Origin of the sequence: Brevibacillus sp. LEMMJ03 (genome assembly GCF_007197875.1) — a bacterium.
Lineage (GTDB): Bacteria > Bacillota > Bacilli > Brevibacillales > Brevibacillaceae > Brevibacillus > Brevibacillus thermoruber.
Genome location: NZ_VKJN01000007.1, coordinates 77,810 through 101,363 on the forward strand (window position 1 = coordinate 77,810; position 23,554 = coordinate 101,363).

The following is a 23,554-nucleotide window of genomic DNA, read 5'->3' on the forward strand; positions in this document are numbered from 1 at the left end:
CCTTGGTTACGCGCGGTTGCTGCTTCCGAACAGGCGCATTTTCCCTTTGACGACTTCCTTGATCGCTTCGCGGGCCGGTCCCAAGTATTTGCGCGGGTCAATTTCGTTCGGCTTGGCAGCGAGGATTTTGCGTACCGTTTCGGTGCATGCGACTTGGCTTTCGGTATTCACGTTGATTTTGCCGACGCCCAGGCTGATCGATTTCTTGATCGCTTCGTCCGGTACGCCGGAGCCGCCGTGCAGCACGATCGGAGCGCCGATGTTGCTTGCCACTTTTTCGATGATGTCAAAGCGGATTTTCGGCTCCCCTTTGTACATGCCGTGTGCCGTTCCGACAGCAATGGCCAGATAGTCTACTTTGGTTTCTTCCCAGAAGCGGATCGCTTCTTCCGGATTTGCCAGGGTAGCGTCTTCTTCATCCACGGACAGGTCGTCCTCTACCCCGCCGATGGTACCCAGCTCGCCTTCCACGGAAACGCCGACCGCATGGGCAGCTTCGACAACCTGTTTGGTCAGGCGAATGTTCTCTTCGTACGGATGGTGGGACCCGTCGAACATCACGGAAGAAAAGCCGGCACGGATACATTTCATCACGATGTCAAAGTTGCTGCCGTGGTCCAGGTGTAGGGCAACCGGAACACCTGCGCGCTCCGCCGCCGCCTTGGCCATCGCCACGGTAAACTCGAGCCCCATGTACTTCAGCGCGCCTTCGGATACGCCGAAAATCACCGGGGATTTCTCTTCGATCGCTGCCTCCGTAATCGCTTGCGTGAACTCCAGGTTGTTGAGGTTGAACTGTCCGACAGCGTATTTATGCTTCTTGACGTCTTCGGTAAAAGCGGTCATAGGTACCAGTGGCATTGATAATCCTCCTTAGCAGACTCTGTAACGTGGCCTATTATACCACATGAATCCGCGCGTTAACAGGTACGCTTGTCCGGGGTGTCAATCCCGGGTGTCTCTAACAAGCCAACTGCTGGTGCACGGCCATGCGCAGCTCGTCGATGTCAAACGGCTTCGTGAAGTGAGTCAACGCTCCCAGCTGTGTCGCTTCTTTGATCATGTCCAGCTCGCCGTAAGCGGTCATCATGATCACCTTGATGTCCTGGTTGATCTTTTTGATGTGCTTCAAAATCTCAATGCCGTCCATGCCGGGGATTTTCATATCGAGGATCACCAGATCAGGCGACTCCTTTTCCACGATCTCCAGGGCCATTTTGCCGTTGGCGGCCTGGAACGTTTTGTAGCCTTCCTTGCCAAGCACCTCGTACAGCAGGATGCGAATGCCGTACTGATCGTCCACAACCAACACTTTTTTCTCCCGTTTATCCTGCATGGTTTCCTATCCCCCTGCTCAAAAGACCGTTTTACTTAAATAACCTTGATTCGCCTAAAATCAGGAAAATCCTGCAACGGCAGGTGGAAAATTTCCCGCGCAGCCGCTTTCGAGTATAATGGAGAATGACCATTCGACGCATGCAAGGGGACTGAACCCGTATGAATACGGTTTGGCTGATTTGCCTGTTTACGTTTGTAATCCACGCCACGGAGACGCTTTCGTTCGCCATTCGCCTGGCCGGCGTGCAGACGGCGCGGCTGGCCGTCGCGCTGTCTCTGACCGGCATGGTTCTGCTCGTCTCCCGCACCGCCAACCTGATGCAGAGTCCGTTTACCGGCGGACTGATTGACCGGGCGGCCGTCAGTCATGCGGACGTGGCACCCGACCTTCACATGATCATCGGTGCCGCGTCACTGGGCACGCTGGCGGCCATTCTCTTGTTTCCCACCTGCATCCAGCTCTCGAAGCGGCTGATCGCCCACCTGGAACTGGCCGGTTCCATCCCGCAGATGCTGCGGACGTCCGTCACGGTCCACAGCATTCGCCACGTCCGGCATCACATCCGCTTCCCCCGCTGGCGGGCGCTGTCGCGGTCTCGCTTCCGGGGCATTCCCAAACGGCTGCTGCTGCTCAACTGCGTCGTCACCGGCATCTACACTTCCAGCATCCTGTCCGTCCTGTACGCGTCGCTGCTCGCGCCCGCCTTCAAGGCGACGGTGCTGATGTCCTCGGGCCTGATCAACGGCTTTGCCACCATCATCATGGCCGTTCTGGTCGACCCGCAGGTGGCGCTGCTGACGGACAAGGCCCTGCAGGGACAAGCCCCGACCGAGTCGATCCGGGACACGTATCTGTGGCTGATGGTGTCCCGCTTCTTCGGCACGATCCTGGCCCAGTTCCTGCTCGTGCCGGCGGCCCACTGGGTGGCCTGGCTGGCCCCGCTGTTCCATTAGCGGTCGCCTGACCGGCGGGACGGGACTGGCGCCGGACGAAACCGCCCAACGGAAGAACGGTTCGGGCCCAACCGGGACAGCGCTCCCGCCCTTTTTCGGTCCTGGACAAAAAGACGCACCCACGGAGAAGTCCGAAGGTGCGTCTTTTTTGTTTGGGCCCGGCCCGCGCCGCTTAGCGCTTGTGAGCCAGCGAAGCCTTCACAAATTCGCGGAACAGCGGCTGCGGACGGTTCGGACGGGAGGTAAATTCCGGATGGAACTGCGTGGCCAGGAACCACGGATGGTCCGGAATCTCCACGATCTCCACCAGACGGCCGTCCGGGGAGGTGCCCGCAAAGCGCATGCCCAACTGGGCCAACTGATCGCGGTACTCGTTGTTCACTTCGTAGCGGTGACGGTGGCGTTCGTACACCAGCGTGCTCTGGTACGCCTTTTCGGCCAGGCTGCCCGGCTCCACTTTGGTCGGTCCCAGGCCGAGACGCATGGTGCCGCCTTTGTCCTCGATCTCTTTCTGTTCCGGCAAGAGGTCGATCACCGGGTATTTCGTATCCGGATTGATCTCCGAGCTGTTGGCGCCGTCCAAACCGGCCACGTGGCGGGCAAATTCGATGACGGCGATCTGCATGCCCAGACAGATGCCCAGGAACGGCACCTTGTTTTCGCGGGCGTAGCGGGTAGCGGTAATCTTTCCTTCGATGCCGCGGTCGCCGAATCCGCCCGGCACGAGAATGCCATTTACGTCGCCCAGCAGTTCATGCACGTTTTCCGGCGTCACTTCTTCGGCGCTCACCCACTTGATCTCCACGTTGCTGTCGTTGGCATAGCCGCCGTGGTAGAGCGCCTCCGCGACGGAGAGGTATGCGTCGTGCAGCTCCACGTACTTGCCGACGATGGCGATGCGGGTGGTGTGCGACAGGTTTTTGATCTTGTTGACCAGCGCTTTCCACTCGGTCATGTCCGCTTCCTTGCAGGTGAGTCCCAGGTGGCGGCAGACGTAGTCGTCCAGACCCTGTGCCTGAAGCTGCAGCGGCACGTCGTACAGGGTTTCGGCGTCTACGCATTCGATCACCGCGTTTTTGTCGATGTCACAGAACAGCGCCAGCTTGTCCTTCATCTCCTGGGACAGCGGGTGTTCGGTGCGGGTGACGATGACATTGGGCTGGATGCCCAGGCTGCGCAGTTCCTTGACGCTGTGCTGCGTCGGCTTGGTTTTCATCTCGCCGGCAGCCTTGATATACGGGATCAGGGTGACGTGAATGTACATGACATTTTCGCGGCCGATGTCGCTCTTGATCTGGCGGATCGCCTCCAGGAACGGCAGGCTCTCGATGTCGCCCACGGTGCCGCCGATCTCGGTGATGACCACGTCGGCGCCGGTTTCACGTCCCGCACGGAAGACGCGCTCCTTGATCTCGTTGGTAATGTGCGGAATGACCTGAACGGTGCCGCCCAGATAGTCGCCGCGGCGCTCCTTGGCGATGACGGCGGAGTAGATTTTCCCGGTGGTCACGTTGGAGTTGGCGCTCAGGTTGATGTCAATGAAGCGCTCGTAGTGCCCCAGGTCCAGGTCCGTTTCCGCCCCGTCGTCGGTGACGAACACTTCGCCGTGCTGGTACGGGCTCATCGTCCCCGGGTCGACGTTGATATATGGGTCAAATTTTTGGATGGTTACCTTCAAGCCTCTGTTTTTCAGGAGTCGGCCCAGAGAAGCCGCAGTAATCCCTTTTCCCAACGAGGATACAACCCCGCCTGTCACAAAAATGTACTTCGTCATGATTTACGTCCCCTCTTTCCCCTGTTCCTTGATGAATGTACTGATAAACAACGATGAAGACGGCTCCAAAAAAAGAAAAAACAAAAGCGGTTCCCACCCCGATACGGCTCGGGCAGGGGGCACTTTTGTTTTGTAGTTTCCCATATTTAATCCTTCTTCATGTGAAGCCCAAGGAGTATTTTATCTGTCTCTCAAGCGGAAGTCAAGATTCTAAAAATCCTCCGCGTCTTCGTCCACTTCCGCGATGGCATCCTCGCTGTCCACGTCTTCGTCTTCAAACAGGTCTTCGTCTTCCACGATCTCTTCTTCATCGTCCAGTTCGGGGTCGAGATCGTCATCCAGCGCCGCGTCGTCCAGGAACTCTTCGTCGTCTTCGAAGATGGCGATTTCGTCCTCTTCGAACTCTTCGACGATGTCTTCCTCGATCTCGTAATCGTCGAAGTCGTCGTCGAGGAGCACCTTCTTCTTCTTGCCGCCCTCCTGGGTTTCTTCCACGGCGTCTGTCGGGTACCACCGTTTCAATCCCCAGGTGTTGTCGCCCAGGCAGACAAACCGGCCGTCGATGTTGATTTCGGTATATACTTGGGCAATAATGGCCATCTTTTGCTCTTCGGTCATTCCGCGCAGGGCAGCCAATTCGTCCATCAGCTCGCGGAAGTTGTACGGCCGATTGGTTTCGCGCAAAATCTCGTACGCGATGTCAACCAATGCCATTTCACTCATTTTTTCACGGTCCATATGTGCAAGCAATTGACTCACCCAGGGCACGTCCTTTCATTGGAAAACTTGGCGTTCGTTCAGTCAAGGCTCTCGCCGTACGGCCGAGACCTTGGTCTCGTTCAACGGTAAATAGGCTATCTTACAGTATTCATTATTTTAGACAAAAATGCAAGGAATTCAAACGGTTTTTCTGACGCCCCGAGACGTCACGTCATCATTCAGAAGGACAGGAAGAGGAGGAAAAATCATGCATAGTTATCCAATATGTGGGACATACCTAACATCGTAACTCGCAGGAGCGGAGGGGTGGCAGTGAAAGACGACAGACAGTTGGCCGGCAGCTTCTTGTTGGTGATGGTTTTGGGCGCCCTGATGATTGTCGGGTGGGTCAGCATTTTTGAACTGTATCTCAGTCGGCAGTAGGAAGGAGACAGGACGGTGCAGGGAATTGATTTGCCTCGTTACGAAAAGATCTGGTTGTGGTTCGGCGTCATTACCCTCATCATTTTTCTGCTCGTCACCGGGATCATGGCTTTCGCGATGGACAGGCACCCGGCTGACGGTCACGAGCGGACGGTCGCCCCGGACCAGGTATTGAGCACGGCGCCGTTTGACAAACCGGGCGTCTATCCTGTCGGGGACAAGGAGTATCAGGTCGTCATGGTGGCCCGGGCCTTCAACTACCTGCCGACCGCCCCGACCGTTCCGGCGGGATCCACGGTTCATTTTCGCGTGACCAGCCCCGATGTCATTCACGGCGTTGCCATACCGGGAACCAACGTAAACCTGATGGTCGTGCCGGGGCATGTCACGGAATTTACCTATACCTTCAAGAAGCCGGGAGAGTATTTGCTTTTGTGCAACGAATACTGCGGCATCGGCCATCAGGTCATGATGGCCAAAATGGTGGTTCAATAAAACACGGGTGGAGTTGTTGGAGATGAGTGACTTGCAAACCACCGGCTTTGGCGGTGCCACAGTCGGCAACAGCGATTTTCGCTTTCAGCGCAATGACCAACTGCTGATTCAGGCCCATATCGGCTTTGCCTATCTGGCCCTGCTGCTTGGAGCAGTGGCCGGCGTGCTGCAGACCCTGCAGCGGACCGGCGTGATTACCTTGCCGTCGGCGCTGGGCTACTATCAGCTGCTCACCCTGCACGGAGTAAGCCTGGCCCTTGTCTTCACCACCTTTTTCATCATCGGGTTTCTCTTTTCGGGCGTGGCCAAAACAACGGGAGGCGAGCTGACACCACAGGAACGGGCATGGGGATGGACAGGCTTCGGCCTGATGGCGGCGGGTACCGTTCTTGCGCTCATTCCCATCCTCACGAATGACGCGTCCGTGCTCTACACCTTTTACGCACCGCTCAAAGCCTCCCCGCTGTTCTACGTCGGCCTGACCGCCGTCGTGGTCGGAAGCTGGAGCAGCAGCGTCACCGTCTTTTCCGCCTTCCGCAGATGGAGGCACGCTCATCCCGGCGAATCGTCCCCGCTGTTTGCCTACATGGCTGTCGCGACGATGATCTTGTGGGTCATCTGCACCCTCGGCGTCGCGATCGAAATGCTGTTCCAACTGATTCCCTGGTCGATGGGGTGGACAGAACGGGTGGATGTCAGCCTGAGCCGGACGCTGTTCTGGTATTTCGGTCACGCCCTGGTCTACTTCTGGCTGCTGCCGGCCTACATCTATTGGTACGTCAACATCCCCCGGCTGGTAAAAGGGCACATCTTCAGCAATTCGCTGCCCCGGTTGACGTTTATCCTCTTTATCCTCTACTCCATACCGGTCGGGCTGCATCACCAGTTCAACGAGCCGGGCATTGATTCCGTCTGGAAGTTTGTGCAGACCGTTCTCACCTTTTTCGTGGTCATCCCCTCGTTTTTAACGGCATTTTCCCTTTTGGCCACGTTCGAATTGGCCGGCCGCTCCCAAGGGGGAAAAGGGCTGCTGGGGTGGATCACCAAACTGCCGTACAAGGACGTTCGCTTTCTTGCGCCGTTTCTCGGCATGATCCTGTTCGTTCCGGCCGGAATCGGCGGGATTATCAATGCCAGCTATCAATTAAACCAGGTGGTTCACAACACGTTATGGGTAACCGGCCACTTTCATCTTACCCTGGCCTCCAGTGTCGTCCTGACGTTTTTTGGCATATCCTACATGCTGATTCCGGTGCTTCGCGGCCGGACGCTGACCCGGGCAATGAATCATCTGGGGATCGTCCAGGCGTTTACCTGGGTGATCGGGATGGCGCTCATGTCGGGCGGGATGCACGCTGTCGGGCTCCTGGGGGAACCGAGGCGAATCAGTTACACGACGTACGGCGACCATCCCGTTGCCCAGATGTGGATCCCTTACCGTCAGGCGATGGCGCTGGGCGGGGGCATCCTGTTCACGGGGATTGTGCTGTTTCTGATTATCGCCACATACCTGTGGTTCTTTGCGCCGAAAACGGAAACCCCCAACGAATATCCCATCGGCGAGGTCACCCCTGATCAACCCAAACCGCCGTTTTTTCTGGAACGCTGGTCCATCTGGATCGGTGTGGCCGTCGGCTTGATCCTGTTTGCCTACACGATGCCCTTTGTGCAGTTGTTCATCCACCCCGCTCCCGGCGCGCTGCCGATGCGGACGTGGTAGCAGCTTGGCCCGGCTTTTTACCGGCCGGGCCTGCATCCACCTCGACACTCCCCGGCATCGGAACGAAAAAAGGCCCGCCGCACGGAAGCAGCTTGCTTTCGCACAGCGGGCCCACGTTTACATATTCCGCCGATACTGTCCGCCCACTTCGTACAGCGCGGCGCTGATCTGTCCCAGCGAAGCCACCTTCACCGTCTCCATCAGCTCGGCGAAGATATTGCCGCCGGACATCGCCACTTCCTGAAGCCGCTTGAGCGCGGCCGGTGCCTGCTCGCGATGCCGCTCGTGGAAGGCGCGCAGGTTACGGATTTGCTGTTCTTTTTCCTCTTCCGTCGCGCGCGCCAGCTCGATCTCGTAGTCCTCTTCCGAGGCGTTCGGGTTGATAAAGGTGTTCACCCCGATGATCGGCAGTTCGCCGCTGTGCTTCTTCATCTCGTAGTACATCGATTCGTCCTGGATCTTGCCCCGCTGGTACTGCGTCTCCATCGCGCCGAGCACGCCGCCGCGCGCGTTCAGCCGCTCAAATTCCTGCAGCACCGCTTCCTCCACCAGATCGGTCAGCTCCTCGATGATAAACGAGCCCTGCAGCGGATTCTCGTTTTTCGCCAGCCCCATCTCCTTGTTGATGATCATCTGGATCGCCATGGCGCGGCGGACGGAGTTTTCCGTCGGCGTGGTGATCGCCTCGTCGTAGGCGTTGGTGTGCAGCGAATTGCAGTTGTCGTAGATGGCGATCAGCGCCTGCAGCGTGGTGCGGATGTCGTTGAAGTCCATCTCCTGCGCGTGGAGGGAGCGTCCCGACGTCTGGATGTGATACTTCAGCTTTTGGCTGCGCTCGTTGGCGCCGTAGCGGTTTTTCATCACCGTCGCCCAGATGCGGCGTGCCACCCGGCCGATCACCGTGTACTCGGGATCCAGTCCGTTGGAGAAGAAGAACGACAGATTGGGCGCAAAGTCGTCAATGTGCATGCCCCGGCTCAGGTAGTATTCCACGTAGGTAAAGCCGTTGGCCAGCGTAAACGCCAACTGCGTGATCGGGTTGGCCCCCGCCTCGGCGATGTGGTACCCGGAGATGGAGACGGAGTAGTAGTTGCGCACCTTGTGGTCGATGAAGTACTGCTGGATGTCGCCCATCATCCGCAGCGCGAACTCGGTGGAGAAGATGCAGGTGTTCTGCCCCTGGTCTTCCTTCAGGATGTCCGCCTGCACCGTGCCGCGCACCGTGGACAGCGTGTACGCCTTGATCTGCTCGTACTCGTCCGGCGTCGGCTGCCGTCCCTCCCGCTCCGCGAATTTCTCCACCTGCTGGTCGATCGCCGCGTTCATGAACATGGCGAGAATGATCGGCGCCGGACCGTTGATGGTCATGGAAACGGAGGTGGTCGGCGCGCACAGGTCAAAGCCGGCGTACAGCTTTTTCATGTCGTCGAGCGTACAGACGCTGACACCGCTGTTGCCGATCTTGCCGTAAATGTCCGGGCGGTAATCGGGGTCTTCGCCGTACAGGGTCACCGAGTCAAACGCCGTGCTGAGCCGCTTCGCCTCGTCGTTTTGCGAAAGGAAGTGAAAGCGCCGGTTGGTTCGCTCCGGCGTGCCTTCCCCGGCAAACTGCCGCTTCGGGTCCTCTCCCTCCCGCTTGAACGGAAAGACGCCCGCCGTATAGGGAAATTGGCCCGGCACGTTCTCTTTGAGCGACCATTTCAAAATTTCGCCCCAGTCTTCAAATTCAGGCAGGCATACTTTCGGGATGCGGGTGCCGGAGAGCGACTCCGTGTACAGCCTGGTGACGATCTCCTTGTCGCGCACCTTGGTGACAAACTGATCCTGCCGGTACAGTTCCTTCAGCTTCGGCCAGTTGTCCAGGATGCGGCGGCACTCGGGATGCAGCTTGCCTTCAAAATGCGCGATCTGCTTATCCAGCACGCGGGCCGCCTCGGCCGCATCCGGTTCGCCCGACGCCAGCAGCGTCTCCTTGGCCCCGTGCAGTTGATACAGCTTGCGCGCGATCGACGACTGCTCCGCGGCGAACGCCCGGTACGCCCGCACCGTGTTGGCGATCTCCTGCAGATAGTTGACGCGCTCCGCCGGGATCAGCGCCGTCTTGTGCATCTTGACCGGCGTCGCGTCAAGATGTTCCACCGGCCAGTCGACGCCTGTTTTTTCCACGATCTTGCGCATCAGGGCGGCAAACAGCACATTGGTGCCCGGATCGTTGAACTGGCTGGCGATCGTGCCGTACACGGGAATCTGCTCATCCGGCACGTCAAACAGGTTGTGGTTGCGCCGGTACTGCTTGCGCACTTCCCGCAGCGCGTCCTCCGAGCCTTTCCGTTCGAACTTGTTGATCGCCACCAGGTCGGCAAAGTCGAGCATGTCGATCTTTTCCAACTGGGAGGGGGCGCCAAACTCGCTGGTCATCACGTACAGCGCGACGTCGCACACGTCCGTCACCTGGGCGTCTCCCTGCCCGATGCCGCTGGTTTCCACGATGATCAGGTCAAAGTTGGCGGCCCGGGCCACCCGGATCGCGTCCTTGACGGCGGCCGACAGTTCCGAGCCGGACCGGCGCGTGGCCAGGCTGCGCATGTAGACGCGCGGCGTGTTGTTGGCGTTCATGCGGATGCGGTCGCCGAGCAGCGCCCCGCCCGTCTTTTGCTTGGACGGGTCGACGGACAGGATCGCGACGGTCTTGTCGGCATAGGTGCGCAAAAAGCGGCGGACCAGTTCATCGGTCAGCGAACTTTTTCCGGCGCCGCCCGTGCCGGTGATCCCCAGCACCGGCACCGTGCGCTCCGGCTCCGGCAGCCCGTCCGTGAGCCGCCCCTGCCACTCCGGCTTTTCCACGGCGTACTCCGCCACGGAAATCAGCCGCCCGATCGCCTGGTGCTGCTGCCGGCGCAGTTCCTCCACCTCGCCCGTCAGTTCCTTTACCGTGGGGAAATCGGTCTCCCGCAGCATGTGGTTGATCATCCCCTGCAGCCCGAGGCGTCGGCCGTCGTCAGGGGAAAAGATCTTGCAGACGCCGTACGCCTCCAGCTCGCGGATTTCCCGTGGAACGATGACCCCGCCTCCGCCGCCGAAGACGCGGATGTGTCCCGCTCCCCGCTCGCGCAGCAGGTCCACCATGTATTTGAAAAACTCGACGTGACCGCCTTGATAGGAACTGACGGCGATCCCCTGCACATCTTCCTGGATGGCGGCGGTGACAATCTCGTCGACGGAGCGGTTGTGCCCCAGATGGATCACTTCCGCCCCCGACGCCTGCAGGATGCGGCGCATGATGTTGATCGACGCGTCGTGTCCGTCGAAGAGGCTGGCAGCCGTGACAAAGCGAACCTTGTGTTGCGGACGATACACTTCCGTTTCCATCGTTCCACTCTCCCCGAATATCAAGTTAACCATCCTCGTTTACTCGGAGACGCTGACTTCCCTCAAAAGCAAAGCCGTCTGTTTCTCGGTGAACTCCTCCAGCGTGTAGTGCCGCTTCAACGCCCAGCGGCGGAACACCCACATTTCGCCCAGCACCATGATGTTGTCGGCCATCAGCTTGACGTGCTTCTCGTCGATGCCGATGGACCCGTCGGCAATGCCTTTGCGCAGAATCTCCTCGAAAATTTGCGTGATTTCTTCCTCGCGCTGCAACACGTAGCGCAGCGTCTCTTTCGGCAGCGACTTGGACTCCTGGTAGATCAGCAGGACGCGGTCGCTCATCTGGTCCATCACGCGGAAAAAGCTCTTCAGCGCCAGCTTCAGGATTTTCAGGCCGGTGCCGTTGAACGTGATCGCCTCGCGCAGGCGGCTCTCCACTTCCGCATGGATGGCGTCGCACACCAGATAGAGGACGTCTTCCTTGGATTCGATGTATTCGTACAGGGTGCCGATGCTGAACCCGGACGCACGGGCGATCTCCCGTGTGGTCGTCTTGTGAAACCCTTTGTTGATGAACAGATCGACGGCCGCTTCAATAATCTGCTCCCGCCGCTTTTCGATCAGCTTGGGGTCCTTTACCAGGGACGGAATGGTTTTTCGTTTCTCAGACACGATTCCTTCCACCTTTCCAACCGACTGAGCGTTTGGTCAGACAACATTTGGAAAAAGAAAGACCGCAGCGCTCTCTTCGTATCATATCCCGTATATTATACGTCGAGAGAACGCCGGACGCCAATCTTTCTTTTCCTCCCGCTCAGGGGGTTGGTCCCCACCACTCACGGACGATGCGGTCGGCTGCGGAGTACGGGTCGGCTTCCCGCGCCGCCACCCGCTCCAGTTCGTCCCGGTACCGGCCTGTCTTGATGCCGCCCAGCAGCCGCTGGTAGAGGGAATCGCGGACGATGTCCAGCACCTCCTCCTGCAGGTGGCGGGAGCGGCGTACCTGCCCCTCTCCGCTCTCCTGCAAAAAGCGCTGGTGCTGCCCCACCTGCTCCCACAGCTCAGCCATTCCCTGGCCGCTCGTGGAGACCGTCTGGACGATCGGCGGACGCCAAAGCGCGTCATGCTTGGCCAGATCCAGCATCTGTTCCACTTCGATCCGCAGCTTTTCCACGCCCGGCAGATCGGCTTTGTTGATCACGAACAGATCGGCAATCTCCATGATGCCCGCCTTGAACGCCTGGACCGAATCGCCCCCGCCGGGGGTGAGCACCACCACGGTCGTATCGGCGATGGTCATCACGTCCAGCTCCGACTGCCCCACCCCGACCGTCTCGATCAGGATGACGTCACAGCCGTACGCGTCCAGCACCCGCACGGCGTCCCGCGTGTTGCGGGAAAGGCCGCCGAGGCTGCCGCGCGTCCCCATGCTGCGGATAAACACGCCGCTGTCCAGTGCGTGGTTCTGCATCCGCACGCGGTCGCCCAGAAGCGCGCCGCCGGTAAACGGGCTGGTCGGATCAACCGCCACCACGCCGATTTTCAACCCCAGTTTGCGCAGGTAGCCGATCAGGCAGTCCACCAGCGAGCTTTTGCCCGCGCCCGGCGTTCCGGTAATGCCGATCAGCTTCGCCCGGCCGGTGTGGGGAAACAGTTCCCGCAGGATCCGCGACCGCTCCGGATAGTCGTTTTCGATGCAGGTGATGGCGCGGGCTGCACCGCGCGCGTCGCCCGCCAGGATGCGCCGTGTGATCTCATGCATGAAAAGCCCTCTTCTCGCCCTGTACTTTGCCGCCTCTTACTCTTTCAGCAGGTAGTTGCTGATGACGACCCGCTGAATCTCGTTGGTGCCTTCGTAAATCTGGGTGATCTTGGCGTCGCGCATGAAGCGTTCCACCGGATACTCGCGGGTGTATCCGTAGCCGCCGAAGACCTGCACCGCCTCCGTCGTCACTTCCATCGCGATGTCGCCGGCAAACACCTTGGACATCGCCGATGCCTTGCCGTAGGGCAGCCCCTGGTCTTCCAGCCATGCCGCCTGGTAGGTCAGCAGCCGCGCCGCCTCGATTTTCGTCGCCATGTCGGCCAGCTTGAACTGAATCGCCTGCAGCGACGCAATCGGTTTGCCGAACTGGTGCCGTTCCTTGGCGTACGCCAGCGCGTGATCAAACGCCCCCTGCGCGATGCCCAGCGCCTGGGCGGCAATGCCGTTGCGCCCGCCATCCAGCGTCATCATCGCGATCTTGAATCCCTGTCCTTCTTCCCCGAGCACGTTTTCCACGGGGACGCGGACATCTTCAAAGTTGACGGCGAGCGTCAGCGACGAGCGAATCCCCAGTTTCTTCTCCTTTTTGCCCATCGTGAAGCCGGGCGTGCCTTTTTCCACGATAAAGGCGGTGATCCCCTTGTGCTTCAGCTCCGGATTGGTCAGGGCAAAGACGATGTAAATCTCCGCCTCGCCCGCGTTGGTGATGAAAATCTTGGTGCCGTTCAGCACGTAGTGATCGCCGTCGCGCACGGCGGTGGTGCGCATCCCGGCGGCGTCGGACCCGGAGCCGGGCTCGGTCAGGCAGTAGGCACCCAGCTTTTTGCCTTCCGCCAGCGGCCGCAGGTACTTCTGCTTCTGCTCCTCCGTGCCGAACTTGTAAATCGGCCAGCTCGCCAGAGAGACGTGGGCGGACAGCGTGACGCCGATGGAGGCGTCCACGCGGGACAGCTCCTCCACGGCAAGCACGTAGCTGAGGTAGTCGGCTCCCGCGCCGCCGTACTTCTCCGGCCAGGGAATGCCGGTCAGCCCCAGCTCCGCCATCTGTTCAAAAATGGACCGGTCAAAGCGCTCTTCCTCATCGCGCTCCGCCGCTGTCGGCGCCACCTGGTTCTCCGCGAAGTCGCGAATCATTTTGCGGAGCATTTCCTGCTCTTCCGTCAGTTGAAAGTTCATGTTCCCCACTCCCCTGCGTCATGGTTTTTCGTGCGTCCCGTTCCTCATGTGGACAGTAGATGTTTGGCGATCACGATGTGCTGAATCTGGGTGGTTCCCTCGTAGATTTGCGTCACCTTGGCGTCGCGGAACAGCCGCTCCACCGGATACTCCCGGGTGTAGCCGTATCCGCCGAAGATCTGCACCGCCTCTGTGGCATTTTTCATCGCCGCATCGGAGGCGAACTTTTTGGCCATGGACGCTTCCATGCCGCACGCAAGCCCGCGGCTGCGCAGGAAGGCGGCCCGGTAGACCAGCAGCCGCGCCGCTTCCGCCAGCGTCGCCATGTCGGCCAGCTTGAAGGCGACCGCCTGCTGCTTGATGATCGCCTGGCCGAATTGCTGCCGTTCCTTGGCGTATTCGATCGCGTACTGGACGGCCGCTTCGGCGATGCCCAGCGCCTGCGCGGCGATGCCGATCCGGCCGGAATCCAGGTTGGCCATGGCAATCTTGAAGCCGCTGCCTTCCTGCCCGAGCAGGTTTTCGGCCGGCACCCGCGCGTTGTCGAAAATCAGCTCCGTCGTATTGGAGCCGAACAGCCCCATCTTCTTTTCCTTTTTGCCGACGATAAAGCCTGGCGTATCCTTTTCCACGATAAACGCGGAGATGCCCTTTCGGCCCTGGGCCGGGTCGGTCACGGCAAACGTGATGTACAAGTCGGCCTCGCCGCCGTTGGTGATGAACACCTTGCTGCCGTTGAGGATGTAGTCATCCCCTTTGCGGACGGCCGTCGTGCGGATATTGCCCGCATCCGATCCCGCCTGCGGCTCGGTCAGCGCAAACGCGCCGAGGTATTCGCCGCTGGCCAGCTTGGGCAGGTATCTGCGCTTCTGCTCGTCGCTGCCGAAATACAGGATCGGATTGGTGCCGACAGAGGTGTGCACGGAGAGAATCACGCCCACGGTGGCGCTTACTCTGGAAATCTCGTGAATCGCCAGAATGTACGAGATAAAGTCGGCCCCCGCACCGCCCCACTCTTCCGGAACCGGGATGCCCATCAGGCCGGTTTCCCCCATCTTTTTCACGATGTGGCGGGGGAACTGTTCCGTCTCTTCCATGACGGGAACGAACGGAGCGATCTCCTTTTGGGCAAAATCGCGCACCATCCGGCGCATCATCTCATGCTCGTCGCTGAAACGGAAATCCATCGCCGTCCTCCCTTTCTGCCGCGTTCGGATTCTAGTTGTAAACGTAAAAGCCTCGTCCCGATTTTCGGCCGAGCCAGCCCGCCTTGACGTACTTTCGCAAAAGCGGACACGGCCTGTATTTGGAGTCGCCAAAGCCCTCGTACAGCACTTCCATGATGTACAGGCAGGTGTCCAGCCCGATGAAGTCGGCCAGCGTCAACGGCCCCATCGGATGGTTCATGCCCAGCTTCATCACCTCGTCAATCGCTTCCGGCTCGGCCACGCCTTCGTACACGCAGTAGATCGCCTCGTTGATCATCGGCATCAGCACGCGGTTGGAGACGAATCCGGGAAAATCGTTGACGCTGACCGGCACTTTCCCCATCTGTCTGGCCAGGTCCTCCGTCAACTGGTACACCTCGTCCGCCGTCTGCAGGCCGCGGATGATCTCCACCAGCTTCATCACCGGCACCGGGTTCATGAAATGCATGCCGATCACGTTTTCCGGCCGTTTGGTCACCGCGGCGATTTCCGTAATCGGCAGTGAGGAGGTGTTGCTGGCCAGCACCGTGTGCGCCGGACAGATCCCGTCCAGCTTGCGGAAGATTTCCGCTTTCACGTCCATGTTTTCTGTAACCGCTTCCACGACAAAGTCGGCGTCACGGCCGTCCGCCAGATCGACGGAGAGCGTCAGGCGGGAGAGCACCGCTTCTTTGTCTTCCGCACTCATTTTGCCTTTTTCCACGCTGCGGGAAAGATTGTTCTCGATCGTTCGCCGGCCGCGGTCCACAAATTCCCGCTGGATGTCGTTGAGAATCACCCGGAACCCGGCCTGCGCCGCCACCTGGGCGATGCCGCTGCCCATCTGTCCCGCACCCACGACCATGATGGTTTGCATGTTCATAAACAGGTCCCCTTCCTCGTGGCAATGCCTTCGTCGATTTTCTTCACGCGCCAAACACATCCGGGTCCCCGCAGGGGGCTAGAACACCTTGATCAGAATCGCGTCTCCCTGGGCCGCTCCGCTGCAAATGGCGGCAATGCCCAATCCGCCGCCGCGGCGCCGCAGTTCGTACACGAGGTGCATGACGATTCGCGCCCCGCTCGCCCCGATCGGATGGCCGAGCGCGATCGCCCCGCCGTTGACGTTTACCTTTTCCTCGTCCCAGCCGACGATCTTGCCGCTGGTCAGGATGACGGCGGCGAACGCTTCGTTTACTTCGAACAGATCGATCTCGTCCAGCCGCGTGCCGGTCTTCTCCAGCAGCTTTTGAATCGCCAGACCCGGCGTGGTGGCGATGTACGGCGCCTCCGCGCCCACCTGCGCGTGTCCCAGAATGACAGCCAGCGGGCGAATCCCCAGCTCGGCCGCCTTTTCCTCCGCCATCAGCACCATCGCTGCCGCGCCGTCGTTGATGCCGGGCGCGTTGCCGGCGGTAATCGTGCCGTCCTTTTTGTACACCGGCGGCAGTTTGGCCAGACCCTCCAACGTCGTGTCGGGACGCGGCGCCTCGTCTTTGGCTACGATGACCGGTTCGCCCTTTTTCTGCGGAACCGGCACCGGCACGATCTCTTCATCGAACAGTCCGGCCGCCGCCGCCCTGGCCGCCCGCTGCTGGCTGCGCAGCGCCCAGCGGTCCTGCTCCTCGCGGGTGATGCCGTACTCCTCCGCCACGTTGCTGCCGTGGACCGCCATCGGCACCTGGTCAAACGGGCAGGTCAGCCCGTCGTGCATCATCAGGTCGCGCACTGCCGCGTCGCCCATGCGCAGGCCGTACCGCGCGTTCGGCAGCGCATACGGCGCGCCGCTCATGCTCTCCATGCCGCCGGCCACGATGATCTGCCCGTCTCCGGCGCGGATGATCTGGTCGGCCATGGTGACCGCCCTCATCCCGGAGGCGCACACCTTGTTGATTGTCTGGCTGGCCACGTTCCACGGCAGTCCCGCCTTGCGGGCCGCCTGACGGGAGGGCACCTGCCCCGCTCCGGCCTGTACGACCATGCCCATGATCACTTCGTCCACCTGCTCGCCGGACACGCCGGCCCGCCGCAGCGCTTCCTTGATCGCAATGGCACCCAGATCAACCGCGGAAACGTCTTTCAGCGCGCCGCCAAACTTGCCAAACGGGGTGCGTGCCGCCCCCGCAATTACCGTTTTCATGTCGGCTCCTCCTCGCTGCATGGCATTCATTTCAAAATGATCGAGCGATCGCTCATTTTTGCTTACCTTCATTTTGCCGTCTCCCGTCAGAATAGTCAATGAAATAATCGAGTAGGAGGGGGCGGCTAACCCCCGTCCTCTCACACCACCGTACGTACCGTCCGGTATACGGCGGTTCATGTTGTGTAACGAAGCTCGTCAAATCGTGCGACTAGGCTTGTGAGTCCTTGGCTTTGCCAGTAAGCAAGGCCGAGGGCTCTATTCAGTTGAGGAGTGTTAGCCAGTCTCCAGTAACCTTTTCTCGAGCCACTGATGTTTCTGGCTAAATCTGCGGGGATACCAAGGGAGGTAAGCCTCTTCCTCTTGGTTTGCGGTTTCTTCCACTGTTTGAGAAGACACATCCTCAGCCTTCTGCGCAGCCATTCATCCAGGCTTTGGAACACACTTCGTGTGTCCGCGATTCGGAAATATCCGCTCCAGCCGTTTAGGTATTCATTAAGTTGCTGGATTCGGAGTTCCATGGAGTAGCTACGGCTCCGGCGGGTAAGTTCGCGAATTCTCTGCTTGAACCGCTTTACCGTCTTCTCGGCCAGCCGCAATTTGGGATCACGGTGAGGTGTGAAAGAGAAGCCTAGAAACTTACGTTTCCATGGTCGATCCACCGCACTTTTCTCCCTGTTTACTTTCAGCTTTAGTCGTCCTTCCACGTATCGAGTTACACTTTCCAAGACCCGTTCTCCCGCTCGTTTCGTCTTCACATAGATGTTACAGTCGTCGGCGTACCGGACAAATCGATGACCACGGCTTGAAAGTTCTTTGTCCAGATCGTCCAACATGATGTTGGCGAGTAGTGGGCTGAGCGGTCCCCCTTGCGGGGTTCCCTCGTCTGTGGCTACACAACATCCATTTATCATGACTCCGGCTTGGAGGTAGCAGCGAATCAGGCGTAGCACCCGTTTATCCTTTACCTTCTTTACCACTTTTGCCATGAGGATGTCGTGGTTCACCCTGTCAAAGAACTTTTCCAAGTCCATGTCTACGACGAAGCGGTAACCTTCTCGAATATACGATTGGGCTTGACGTACGGCGTCCTGTGCCTTACGTCCAGGGCGGAACCCGTAGCTTTGCGGAGAGAATGCAGGATCAAAAATGGGTGTCAGAACTTGTAGAAGAGCCTGTTGGAGCAGGCGGTCTAACACCGTCGGTATCCCTAACAACCGAACGCCGCCATCTGGTTTCGGGATTTCGACTCGACGGACAGGCTTCGGCTGGTAGGTTCCGTTAAGGAGTTGATGACGGATTTCTGGCCAGTGATCGAGCAGATAAGGACGAAGGGATTTTATCTCCATGCCGTCGATCCCGGCCGCTCCTTTGTTCCTCTCCAAACGGCGAAGCGCCGAGAGTAGGTTCCCTCGGCTTAACACCCGCTCCATCAGGTGATTTGAATCGGCTTCGCGGGTTAGCTTTCTGGTTTGTGCCGGAGGAAAACTCGGCACTTCTTCAGTCCCCCATGGATTCACCATTTCCTCCTGAAGAGAGCTCCCTTGCGGGATATTCGGCTGTCTATGCCTTCCTCTCGAACTTGCCATAAGCAACCCTCACAATCATGTTTGGCCCTTCCCTGCTCGGACGTCTCCTCGCAGGTACTATGACCTCTGCTGACTCCTGCCGGTTCAGCCACACCTTACGGTGTGGGTTACCGATTGCAATCGGCGTGTCCAGCAGGCCTCCCCGGGTAAGGACGTTGTCTTTCCCTCCATCCACCTGCTTCATTTACTCTCGATAGCCTTTGGCAACAAGGACTTTGTCTTGTTCGGCAGACTCATCCAACTATCGCTAGCCTCCTATGAAGTTCGTGTTCCTCAGGCCGGAGGTTTGCCGCGGACTTCCTTCAGATTCCACCTCGCGGTGGACACCCTTGTCGTAAGCTAATGGCTACTGTTGCCTTCGCCACTCGGGACTTGCACCCTATAGACAACGCCCATGCCGGGCGCACCGAAAAAAAGAACGCCTGACTTTTCTTGTCAGTCAGGCGTCCTTTCGTTATTGGATGGGCAACCAGCTTACCTTCCAGATGTTGTTTTTGTCTTTCCGCACGCGAAACCCAAGCGGTTCCCGGTTCCTTTTTGGGCTAGATAAAGCAATTCGTAAACTCGTGATCAGATCGTTCGTTTAACTGAGTGCTGGCTTTCATAAAAGCCCCGCTTTCAAACAGAAATGAGTTTTTGACGAAGCTGCTGTAAATACTTTGTTTTGCACACGTTCACTCGTTTCTGTGAAATGTTAAGTTGCTTCGCCACTTCTCTTTCGGGTATGCCCTCAATCACCACCTTTTGAATGATAAAACGTCCTCGATCAGGAAGACAAATCCGGTCAGCCAGCTCCCTGAATTCCCGCAGCTCTGTTCCTACCCGTCCATTTCAACCGCTCCTTCAACTTATTTGGGCGAAGTGCAGGTTGGTGCAGACGACTCGAAGGAAATGATCTTTGTAGCAGTGGACAACTGCCGGATCAGCATGTCAAACACCGCTTCCGCTGTCTGTTCCAAACGAACTTCCAGCCAAACGTAAGAAAACCCACCCGGCAAATGCTAAAGCTGCCGGGTGGGGCCTTATACTTTCTTCGTTCCGTCTTTGCTTTAACGAACTGAACATTTCCCGCCAGCAAAAAAACCCCGCCCTTCTGACAGGGCAGGGATTTACACAGTAGAAACGCTTCCCGCCGGATTAAATGGCATCGGCGAGAATCTCCGCAATGTCGCGGGTTTTGACCTGATCCTCCATCTCTTTCATCTTGACGCCGTCGCTCATCATCGTCAAACAGTACGGACACGCGCTGGCAATGGCCGTCGGATTTACTTCCAGCGCCTGCTCGGTGCGGGCCACGTTGATGCGGGTGCCTTCGTGCTCCTCCATCCACATCAGGCCGCCGCCGGCGCCGCAGCACATGCTGTCGCAGCCGCTGCGCTTCATTTCCACGATCTCCACGCCCGGGATCGCCGTCAGGATCTGACGCGGCTTGTCGTAGATCTCGTTGTAGCGGCCCAGGTAACAGGAGTCGTGGTAGGTGATGCGCTCCTTCACTTCCTTGGTCGGCTTCAGGCGCCCTTCCTTGACCCACTGGGCAAGCAGCTCGGAGTGGTGATACACTTCCGCCTCCAGGCCGAACTCGGGGTACTCGTTTTTAAAGGTGTTGTAGGCGTGCGGGTCGCAGGTGACGATCTTCTTCACGCCGTAAGCCTGGAACAGCGCGATGTTCTCCTGCGCGAGCTGCTGGAACAGAAACTCGTTGCCGATGCGGCGGGCTGTGTCGCCGGAGTTTTTCTCCTCGCTGCCGAGAATGGCAAAGGTCACCCCGGCTTCGTGCATCAGCTTGACAAACGCCTGCGTAATCTTCTGGCTGCGGTTGTCAAACGAGCCCATCGAGCCGACCCAGAACAGGTACTCGAATTCCTCCACCTGCTGCACGGTCGGCACGTCGTACTGGCCGTTCAGCCCTTCGATCCACTTCAGGCGGTCCTTGCGGTTGATGCCCCACGGGTTGCCCTGCCGCTCGATGTTGTTCAGCGCCCGCTGCGCCTCCTGCGGCATGCTGCCCTCGGTCATCACCAGGTAGCGGCGCATGTCGATGATTTTGTCCACATGCTCGTTCATCACCGGGCACTGGTCCTCACAGTTGCGGCAAGTGGTGCAGGCCCACAGCTCCTGCTCGGTAATCACGTCGCCGATCAGGTTTTTCTCGTAGGCGACCGCCGCCGCTCCCTCGGCCGCTGCCGCCACTTCCGACGCCTGCAGTGCCAGTTGGTTGGCGGTCGTGCCGGCAAAGGCGAAGCTCGGCATCCACGGTGTGCGGGACGTGATCGCCGCCCCTTTTTCCGTCAAATGATCGCGCATCTTGGTGATCAAATCCATCGGGGAGAGCATCTTGCCGGTGCCGGAGGCGGGACACATGTTGGTGCAGCGGCCGCACTCCACACAGGCGTACAGGTCGATCAACTGCGTCTGGGTGAAATCCTCGATCCGGCCGACGCCGAAAACTTCCTGCGTCTCGTCTTCAAAGTCGATGCTGGACAGCTTGCCGGGCGGATCCAGTTTTTTGAACCAGACGTTGACGGGCGCAAAAATCAGGTGAGCGTGCTTGGACTGCGGCACGTACACGGCGAATGCCAGCAGGATCAGCAGGTGCAGCCACCAGAACACGTAGAACAGCGCGGCCGCCGCCGTGTCGGAGATGCCGGCGAACGCCATCGCGATCAACGACGAAATCGGCGCGTAGCCGGACGGCTCGTGCCCCAGCCAGAGCTGCTCAAACGCGAGCGACAGCAAAACGGTCGCCATCAGCGTGGAGATGAACAGCAGCACCAGCCCCGATTTGAAGCCGCGCTTCAGCCGCTTCAGCTTTTCGATGTACCGGCGGTAGAACGCGAAGCCGACCGCCGCGAGAATCAGAAAGACGGTGATCTCCTGCATCAGGCTGAAGTACTTGTGAGCGCTGCCAAACGGCAGTTCAAAGCCCTTCACCAGTCCTTTGACGATCAGTTCGATGGCGCCAAACTGCAGGATAATGAAGCCGTAAAACATGACGACGTGCATGATGCCGCTCTTTTTGTCCTTCAACAGCTTTTTGTGAAAGACGACGTTTTCCAGCAGCAGATTGAGGCGCGTGCCGAAGTCGTCCTTGACGTCCGGCTTTTTGCCCAGCTTGATAAACAGATACCGGCTGTATAGGACGTGGCAGACCAGGTACAGACCGTAAGCGAGCACCAGGAAAAACGCGATCAGATTGAGCAAGGCCAGCAAGGTGTTCAGCTCCCCCTTTTTCCATGTTCGTCCGTTGTTTTCTATCTTATCAGAATCGCAAGAAAAAATGAATGACTATTCACTCATTATGTTGATTCCTGCACAAACGCGCTTGTCGAACCGCGGCAGCCTGTCCAGACTGAGCGTTCGTTCAGAATCGTATGCCCTGATCTTAACACAGATTGGTCCGCTTCGTCACCTGCAAATCTCCCCCACGCAAACAGCCGCCGGGGTATGCCAGCAGTCCCTGGTTTCCCCGGCGGCCTTGTCAGCCCTGCGGTCCATCCGGCCTATTTGCCGGACACCTCTTTGTGTTCCTGTTCCCCCTGCTCTTTCTTTGCTTTTTGTTCCTGCCGGATGTCCGCCAGCGATTTGACCTTGGTCGCCTTGATCCGCTTGTTGCGCGGCAGGTCGGCCGGCTCCAGGTTGTCGGCTTCGTCCTTCATCAGCGCGGCGATGCCGACGGCTTTGCCCTTGGCCGCCCGGCAGTACTCACAGTTCTCCTCGTCGTGGGCATGGTAGTTTTTCGGCTCCGGATACGAGGTGATCACGCCCTCAAAGTTGCGCAGCACCACTTTGTCGGCCGACTGCGAAATGATGTAGTTGGGCATGACGGGAATCTTGCCGCCGCCGTGCGGAGCGTCCACCACGAACGTCGGCACCGCATAGCCGGAGGTATGGCCCCGCAGGTGTTCGATGATCTCGATCCCTTTGCTGACCGGCGCGCGGAAGTGGCCGATCCCCTCGGACAGGTCACACTGGTAAATGTAGTACGGCCGGACGCGAATCTTGACCAGCTCGTGCACCAGCTTTTTCATCGTATTCGGACAGTCGTTGATGCCCGCCAGGATGACCGCCTGGTTGCCGAGCGGCACGCCGGCGTTGGCCAGCATCTCGCAGGCCTGCTTCGCTTCCGGGGTTATCTCCTTCGGGTGGTTAAAGTGCGTGTTGAGCCATACGGGATGGTATTTTTTCAGGATGCTGCACAGGTTTTCCGTGATCCGCTGCGGGAATACCACCGGAGCGCGCGTGCCGATGCGGATGATCTCCACGTGCGGGATGGCCCGCAGGTTGCTCAGGATGTACTCCAGGATGCGGTCGTTGATCAGCAGGCCGTCTCCCCCGGAGAGGAGCACGTCGCGCACTTCCGGCGTGCGGCGGATGTAGTCGATACAGGCGTCGAGCTGCTTTTTCGGCACGCCCATGCCGATCTGGCCGGAGAAGCGGCGGCGCGTACAGTAACGACAGTACATCGAGCACTGGTTGGTGACCAAAAACAGCACCCTGTCCGGGTAGCGGTGCGTCAGGCCCGGCACCGGCGAATCGGTGTCCTCGTGCAGCGGGTCTTCCATGTCGTATTTGGTCCGAACCATTTCGGAGGAAAGCGGAACGGACTGCATGCGGACCGGATCTTTCGGATCGTCCGGGTCCATCAGCATGGCGTAATAGGGCGTGATGTTGAGCGGGATGGTCTGGTTGGAAATGCGTACGCCCTCTTCCTCCTCCGGTGTCAGGTTAATCACCTGTTTCAATTCATCCACGGTCCGAATGGTGTGGGTGAGCTGCCACATCCAGTCGTTCCACTGTTCCTCGGTGACGTCTTTCCACAGTTCAATCTGGCGCCAGTCGCGTTTGGCCGCTACGGTCATCCTTGTCATCCCCCTTTGCGTTGTGTGAAGAAACGCATGTATTCC

Annotated in this window: 18 protein-coding genes; 3 read left to right on the forward strand and 15 right to left on the reverse strand. The window is 59.0% G+C overall.

Translation table 11 applies throughout. The annotated features are described in order from the left end of the window. Positions 1-6 precede the first annotated feature (6 nt). Together fba and FOI68_RS10875 are read right to left on the reverse strand one after the other, a co-directional pair. Complete coding sequence (fba, locus tag FOI68_RS10870) at positions 7-861, reverse strand: class II fructose-1,6-bisphosphate aldolase (protein ID WP_035296127.1); 855 nt, start codon at positions 859-861, stop codon at positions 7-9. A gap of 100 nt (positions 862-961) precedes the next feature. Further along, positions 962-1,336 carry a response regulator gene (locus FOI68_RS10875; protein ID WP_029100404.1) on the reverse strand — a complete coding sequence of 125 codons (375 nt, stop codon included), beginning with the start codon at positions 1,334-1,336 and terminating at the stop codon, positions 962-964. Positions 1,337-1,497: 161 nt separating this feature from the next. On the opposite strand from FOI68_RS10875, the gene FOI68_RS10880 reads away from it, so the two are divergent. Continuing rightward, a complete protein-coding gene (locus tag FOI68_RS10880) occupies positions 1,498-2,292 on the forward strand; it encodes a lipid II flippase Amj family protein (RefSeq protein WP_143863184.1) in 795 nt (264 codons plus the stop codon). A gap of 172 nt (positions 2,293-2,464) precedes the next feature. Here FOI68_RS10880 and FOI68_RS10885 read toward each other — a convergent pair whose 3' ends face one another. After that, positions 2,465-4,066 carry a CTP synthase gene (locus FOI68_RS10885; protein ID WP_029100406.1) on the reverse strand — a complete coding sequence of 534 codons (1,602 nt, stop codon included), beginning with the start codon at positions 4,064-4,066 and terminating at the stop codon, positions 2,465-2,467. A gap of 210 nt (positions 4,067-4,276) precedes the next feature. Next, positions 4,277-4,825, reverse strand: coding sequence for a DNA-directed RNA polymerase subunit delta (gene rpoE / locus FOI68_RS10890; protein WP_035296132.1), 549 nt, complete (start codon positions 4,823-4,825; stop codon positions 4,277-4,279). 399 nt (positions 4,826-5,224) lie between these two features. Here rpoE and FOI68_RS10895 point away from each other — a divergent pair, with 399 nt between their 5' ends. Further along, a complete protein-coding gene (locus FOI68_RS10895) occupies positions 5,225-5,704 on the forward strand; it encodes a cytochrome c oxidase subunit II (RefSeq protein WP_370512121.1) in 480 nt (159 codons plus the stop codon). A gap of 22 nt (positions 5,705-5,726) precedes the next feature. Next, positions 5,727-7,424, forward strand: coding sequence for a b(o/a)3-type cytochrome-c oxidase subunit 1 (locus FOI68_RS10900; RefSeq protein ID WP_143863185.1), 1,698 nt, complete (start codon positions 5,727-5,729; stop codon positions 7,422-7,424). Positions 7,425-7,541: 117 nt separating this feature from the next. On the opposite strand, the gene icmF is transcribed toward FOI68_RS10900, so the two are convergent. From icmF to kamA, 11 genes are all read right to left on the reverse strand, one after another. Beyond that, positions 7,542-10,793, reverse strand: a complete 3,252-nt coding sequence (gene icmF, locus FOI68_RS10905; protein WP_143863186.1) for a fused isobutyryl-CoA mutase/GTPase IcmF — start codon at positions 10,791-10,793, stop codon at positions 7,542-7,544. 39 nt (positions 10,794-10,832) lie between these two features. Further along, entirely contained in the window at positions 10,833-11,465 is a 633-nt protein-coding gene (locus FOI68_RS10910) for a TetR/AcrR family transcriptional regulator (protein ID WP_029100411.1), read from the reverse strand. 142 nt (positions 11,466-11,607) lie between these two features. Continuing rightward, the gene (gene meaB, locus FOI68_RS10915) at positions 11,608-12,555 is read right to left on the reverse strand and encodes a methylmalonyl Co-A mutase-associated GTPase MeaB (protein WP_035296138.1); all 948 of its coding nucleotides are present in this window, start codon (positions 12,553-12,555) and stop codon (positions 11,608-11,610) included. Between the two features lie 36 nt (positions 12,556-12,591). Next, complete coding sequence (locus tag FOI68_RS10920; protein WP_035296139.1) at positions 12,592-13,734, reverse strand: acyl-CoA dehydrogenase; 1,143 nt, start codon at positions 13,732-13,734, stop codon at positions 12,592-12,594. A 44-nt stretch (positions 13,735-13,778) separates the two neighbouring features. Next, the gene (locus tag FOI68_RS10925; protein WP_143863187.1) at positions 13,779-14,921 is read right to left on the reverse strand and encodes an acyl-CoA dehydrogenase; all 1,143 of its coding nucleotides are present in this window, start codon (positions 14,919-14,921) and stop codon (positions 13,779-13,781) included. 31 nt (positions 14,922-14,952) lie between these two features. Beyond that, a complete protein-coding gene (locus FOI68_RS10930; protein WP_143863188.1) occupies positions 14,953-15,804 on the reverse strand; it encodes a 3-hydroxybutyryl-CoA dehydrogenase in 852 nt (283 codons plus the stop codon). A gap of 78 nt (positions 15,805-15,882) precedes the next feature. Further along, the gene (locus tag FOI68_RS10935; protein ID WP_044898648.1) at positions 15,883-17,061 is read right to left on the reverse strand and encodes an acetyl-CoA C-acetyltransferase; all 1,179 of its coding nucleotides are present in this window, start codon (positions 17,059-17,061) and stop codon (positions 15,883-15,885) included. Between the two features lie 176 nt (positions 17,062-17,237). Continuing rightward, on the reverse strand, positions 17,238-18,494 hold the full coding sequence (gene ltrA / locus FOI68_RS10940) for a group II intron reverse transcriptase/maturase (RefSeq protein ID WP_255433441.1): 1,257 nt from the start codon (positions 18,492-18,494) through the stop codon (positions 17,238-17,240). 774 nt (positions 18,495-19,268) lie between these two features. After that, positions 19,269-19,460, reverse strand: coding sequence for a sigma factor-like helix-turn-helix DNA-binding protein (locus FOI68_RS24250; protein WP_143863259.1), 192 nt, complete (start codon positions 19,458-19,460; stop codon positions 19,269-19,271). 327 nt (positions 19,461-19,787) lie between these two features. Beyond that, positions 19,788-21,860: a heterodisulfide reductase-related iron-sulfur binding cluster gene (locus FOI68_RS10955; RefSeq protein ID WP_143863191.1), complete on the reverse strand. Its 2,073-nt coding sequence runs from the start codon at positions 21,858-21,860 to the stop codon at positions 19,788-19,790. Between the two features lie 290 nt (positions 21,861-22,150). Next, complete coding sequence (gene kamA / locus FOI68_RS10960) at positions 22,151-23,509, reverse strand: lysine 2,3-aminomutase (protein WP_029100420.1); 1,359 nt, start codon at positions 23,507-23,509, stop codon at positions 22,151-22,153. Positions 23,510-23,554: the final 45 nt, after the last annotated feature.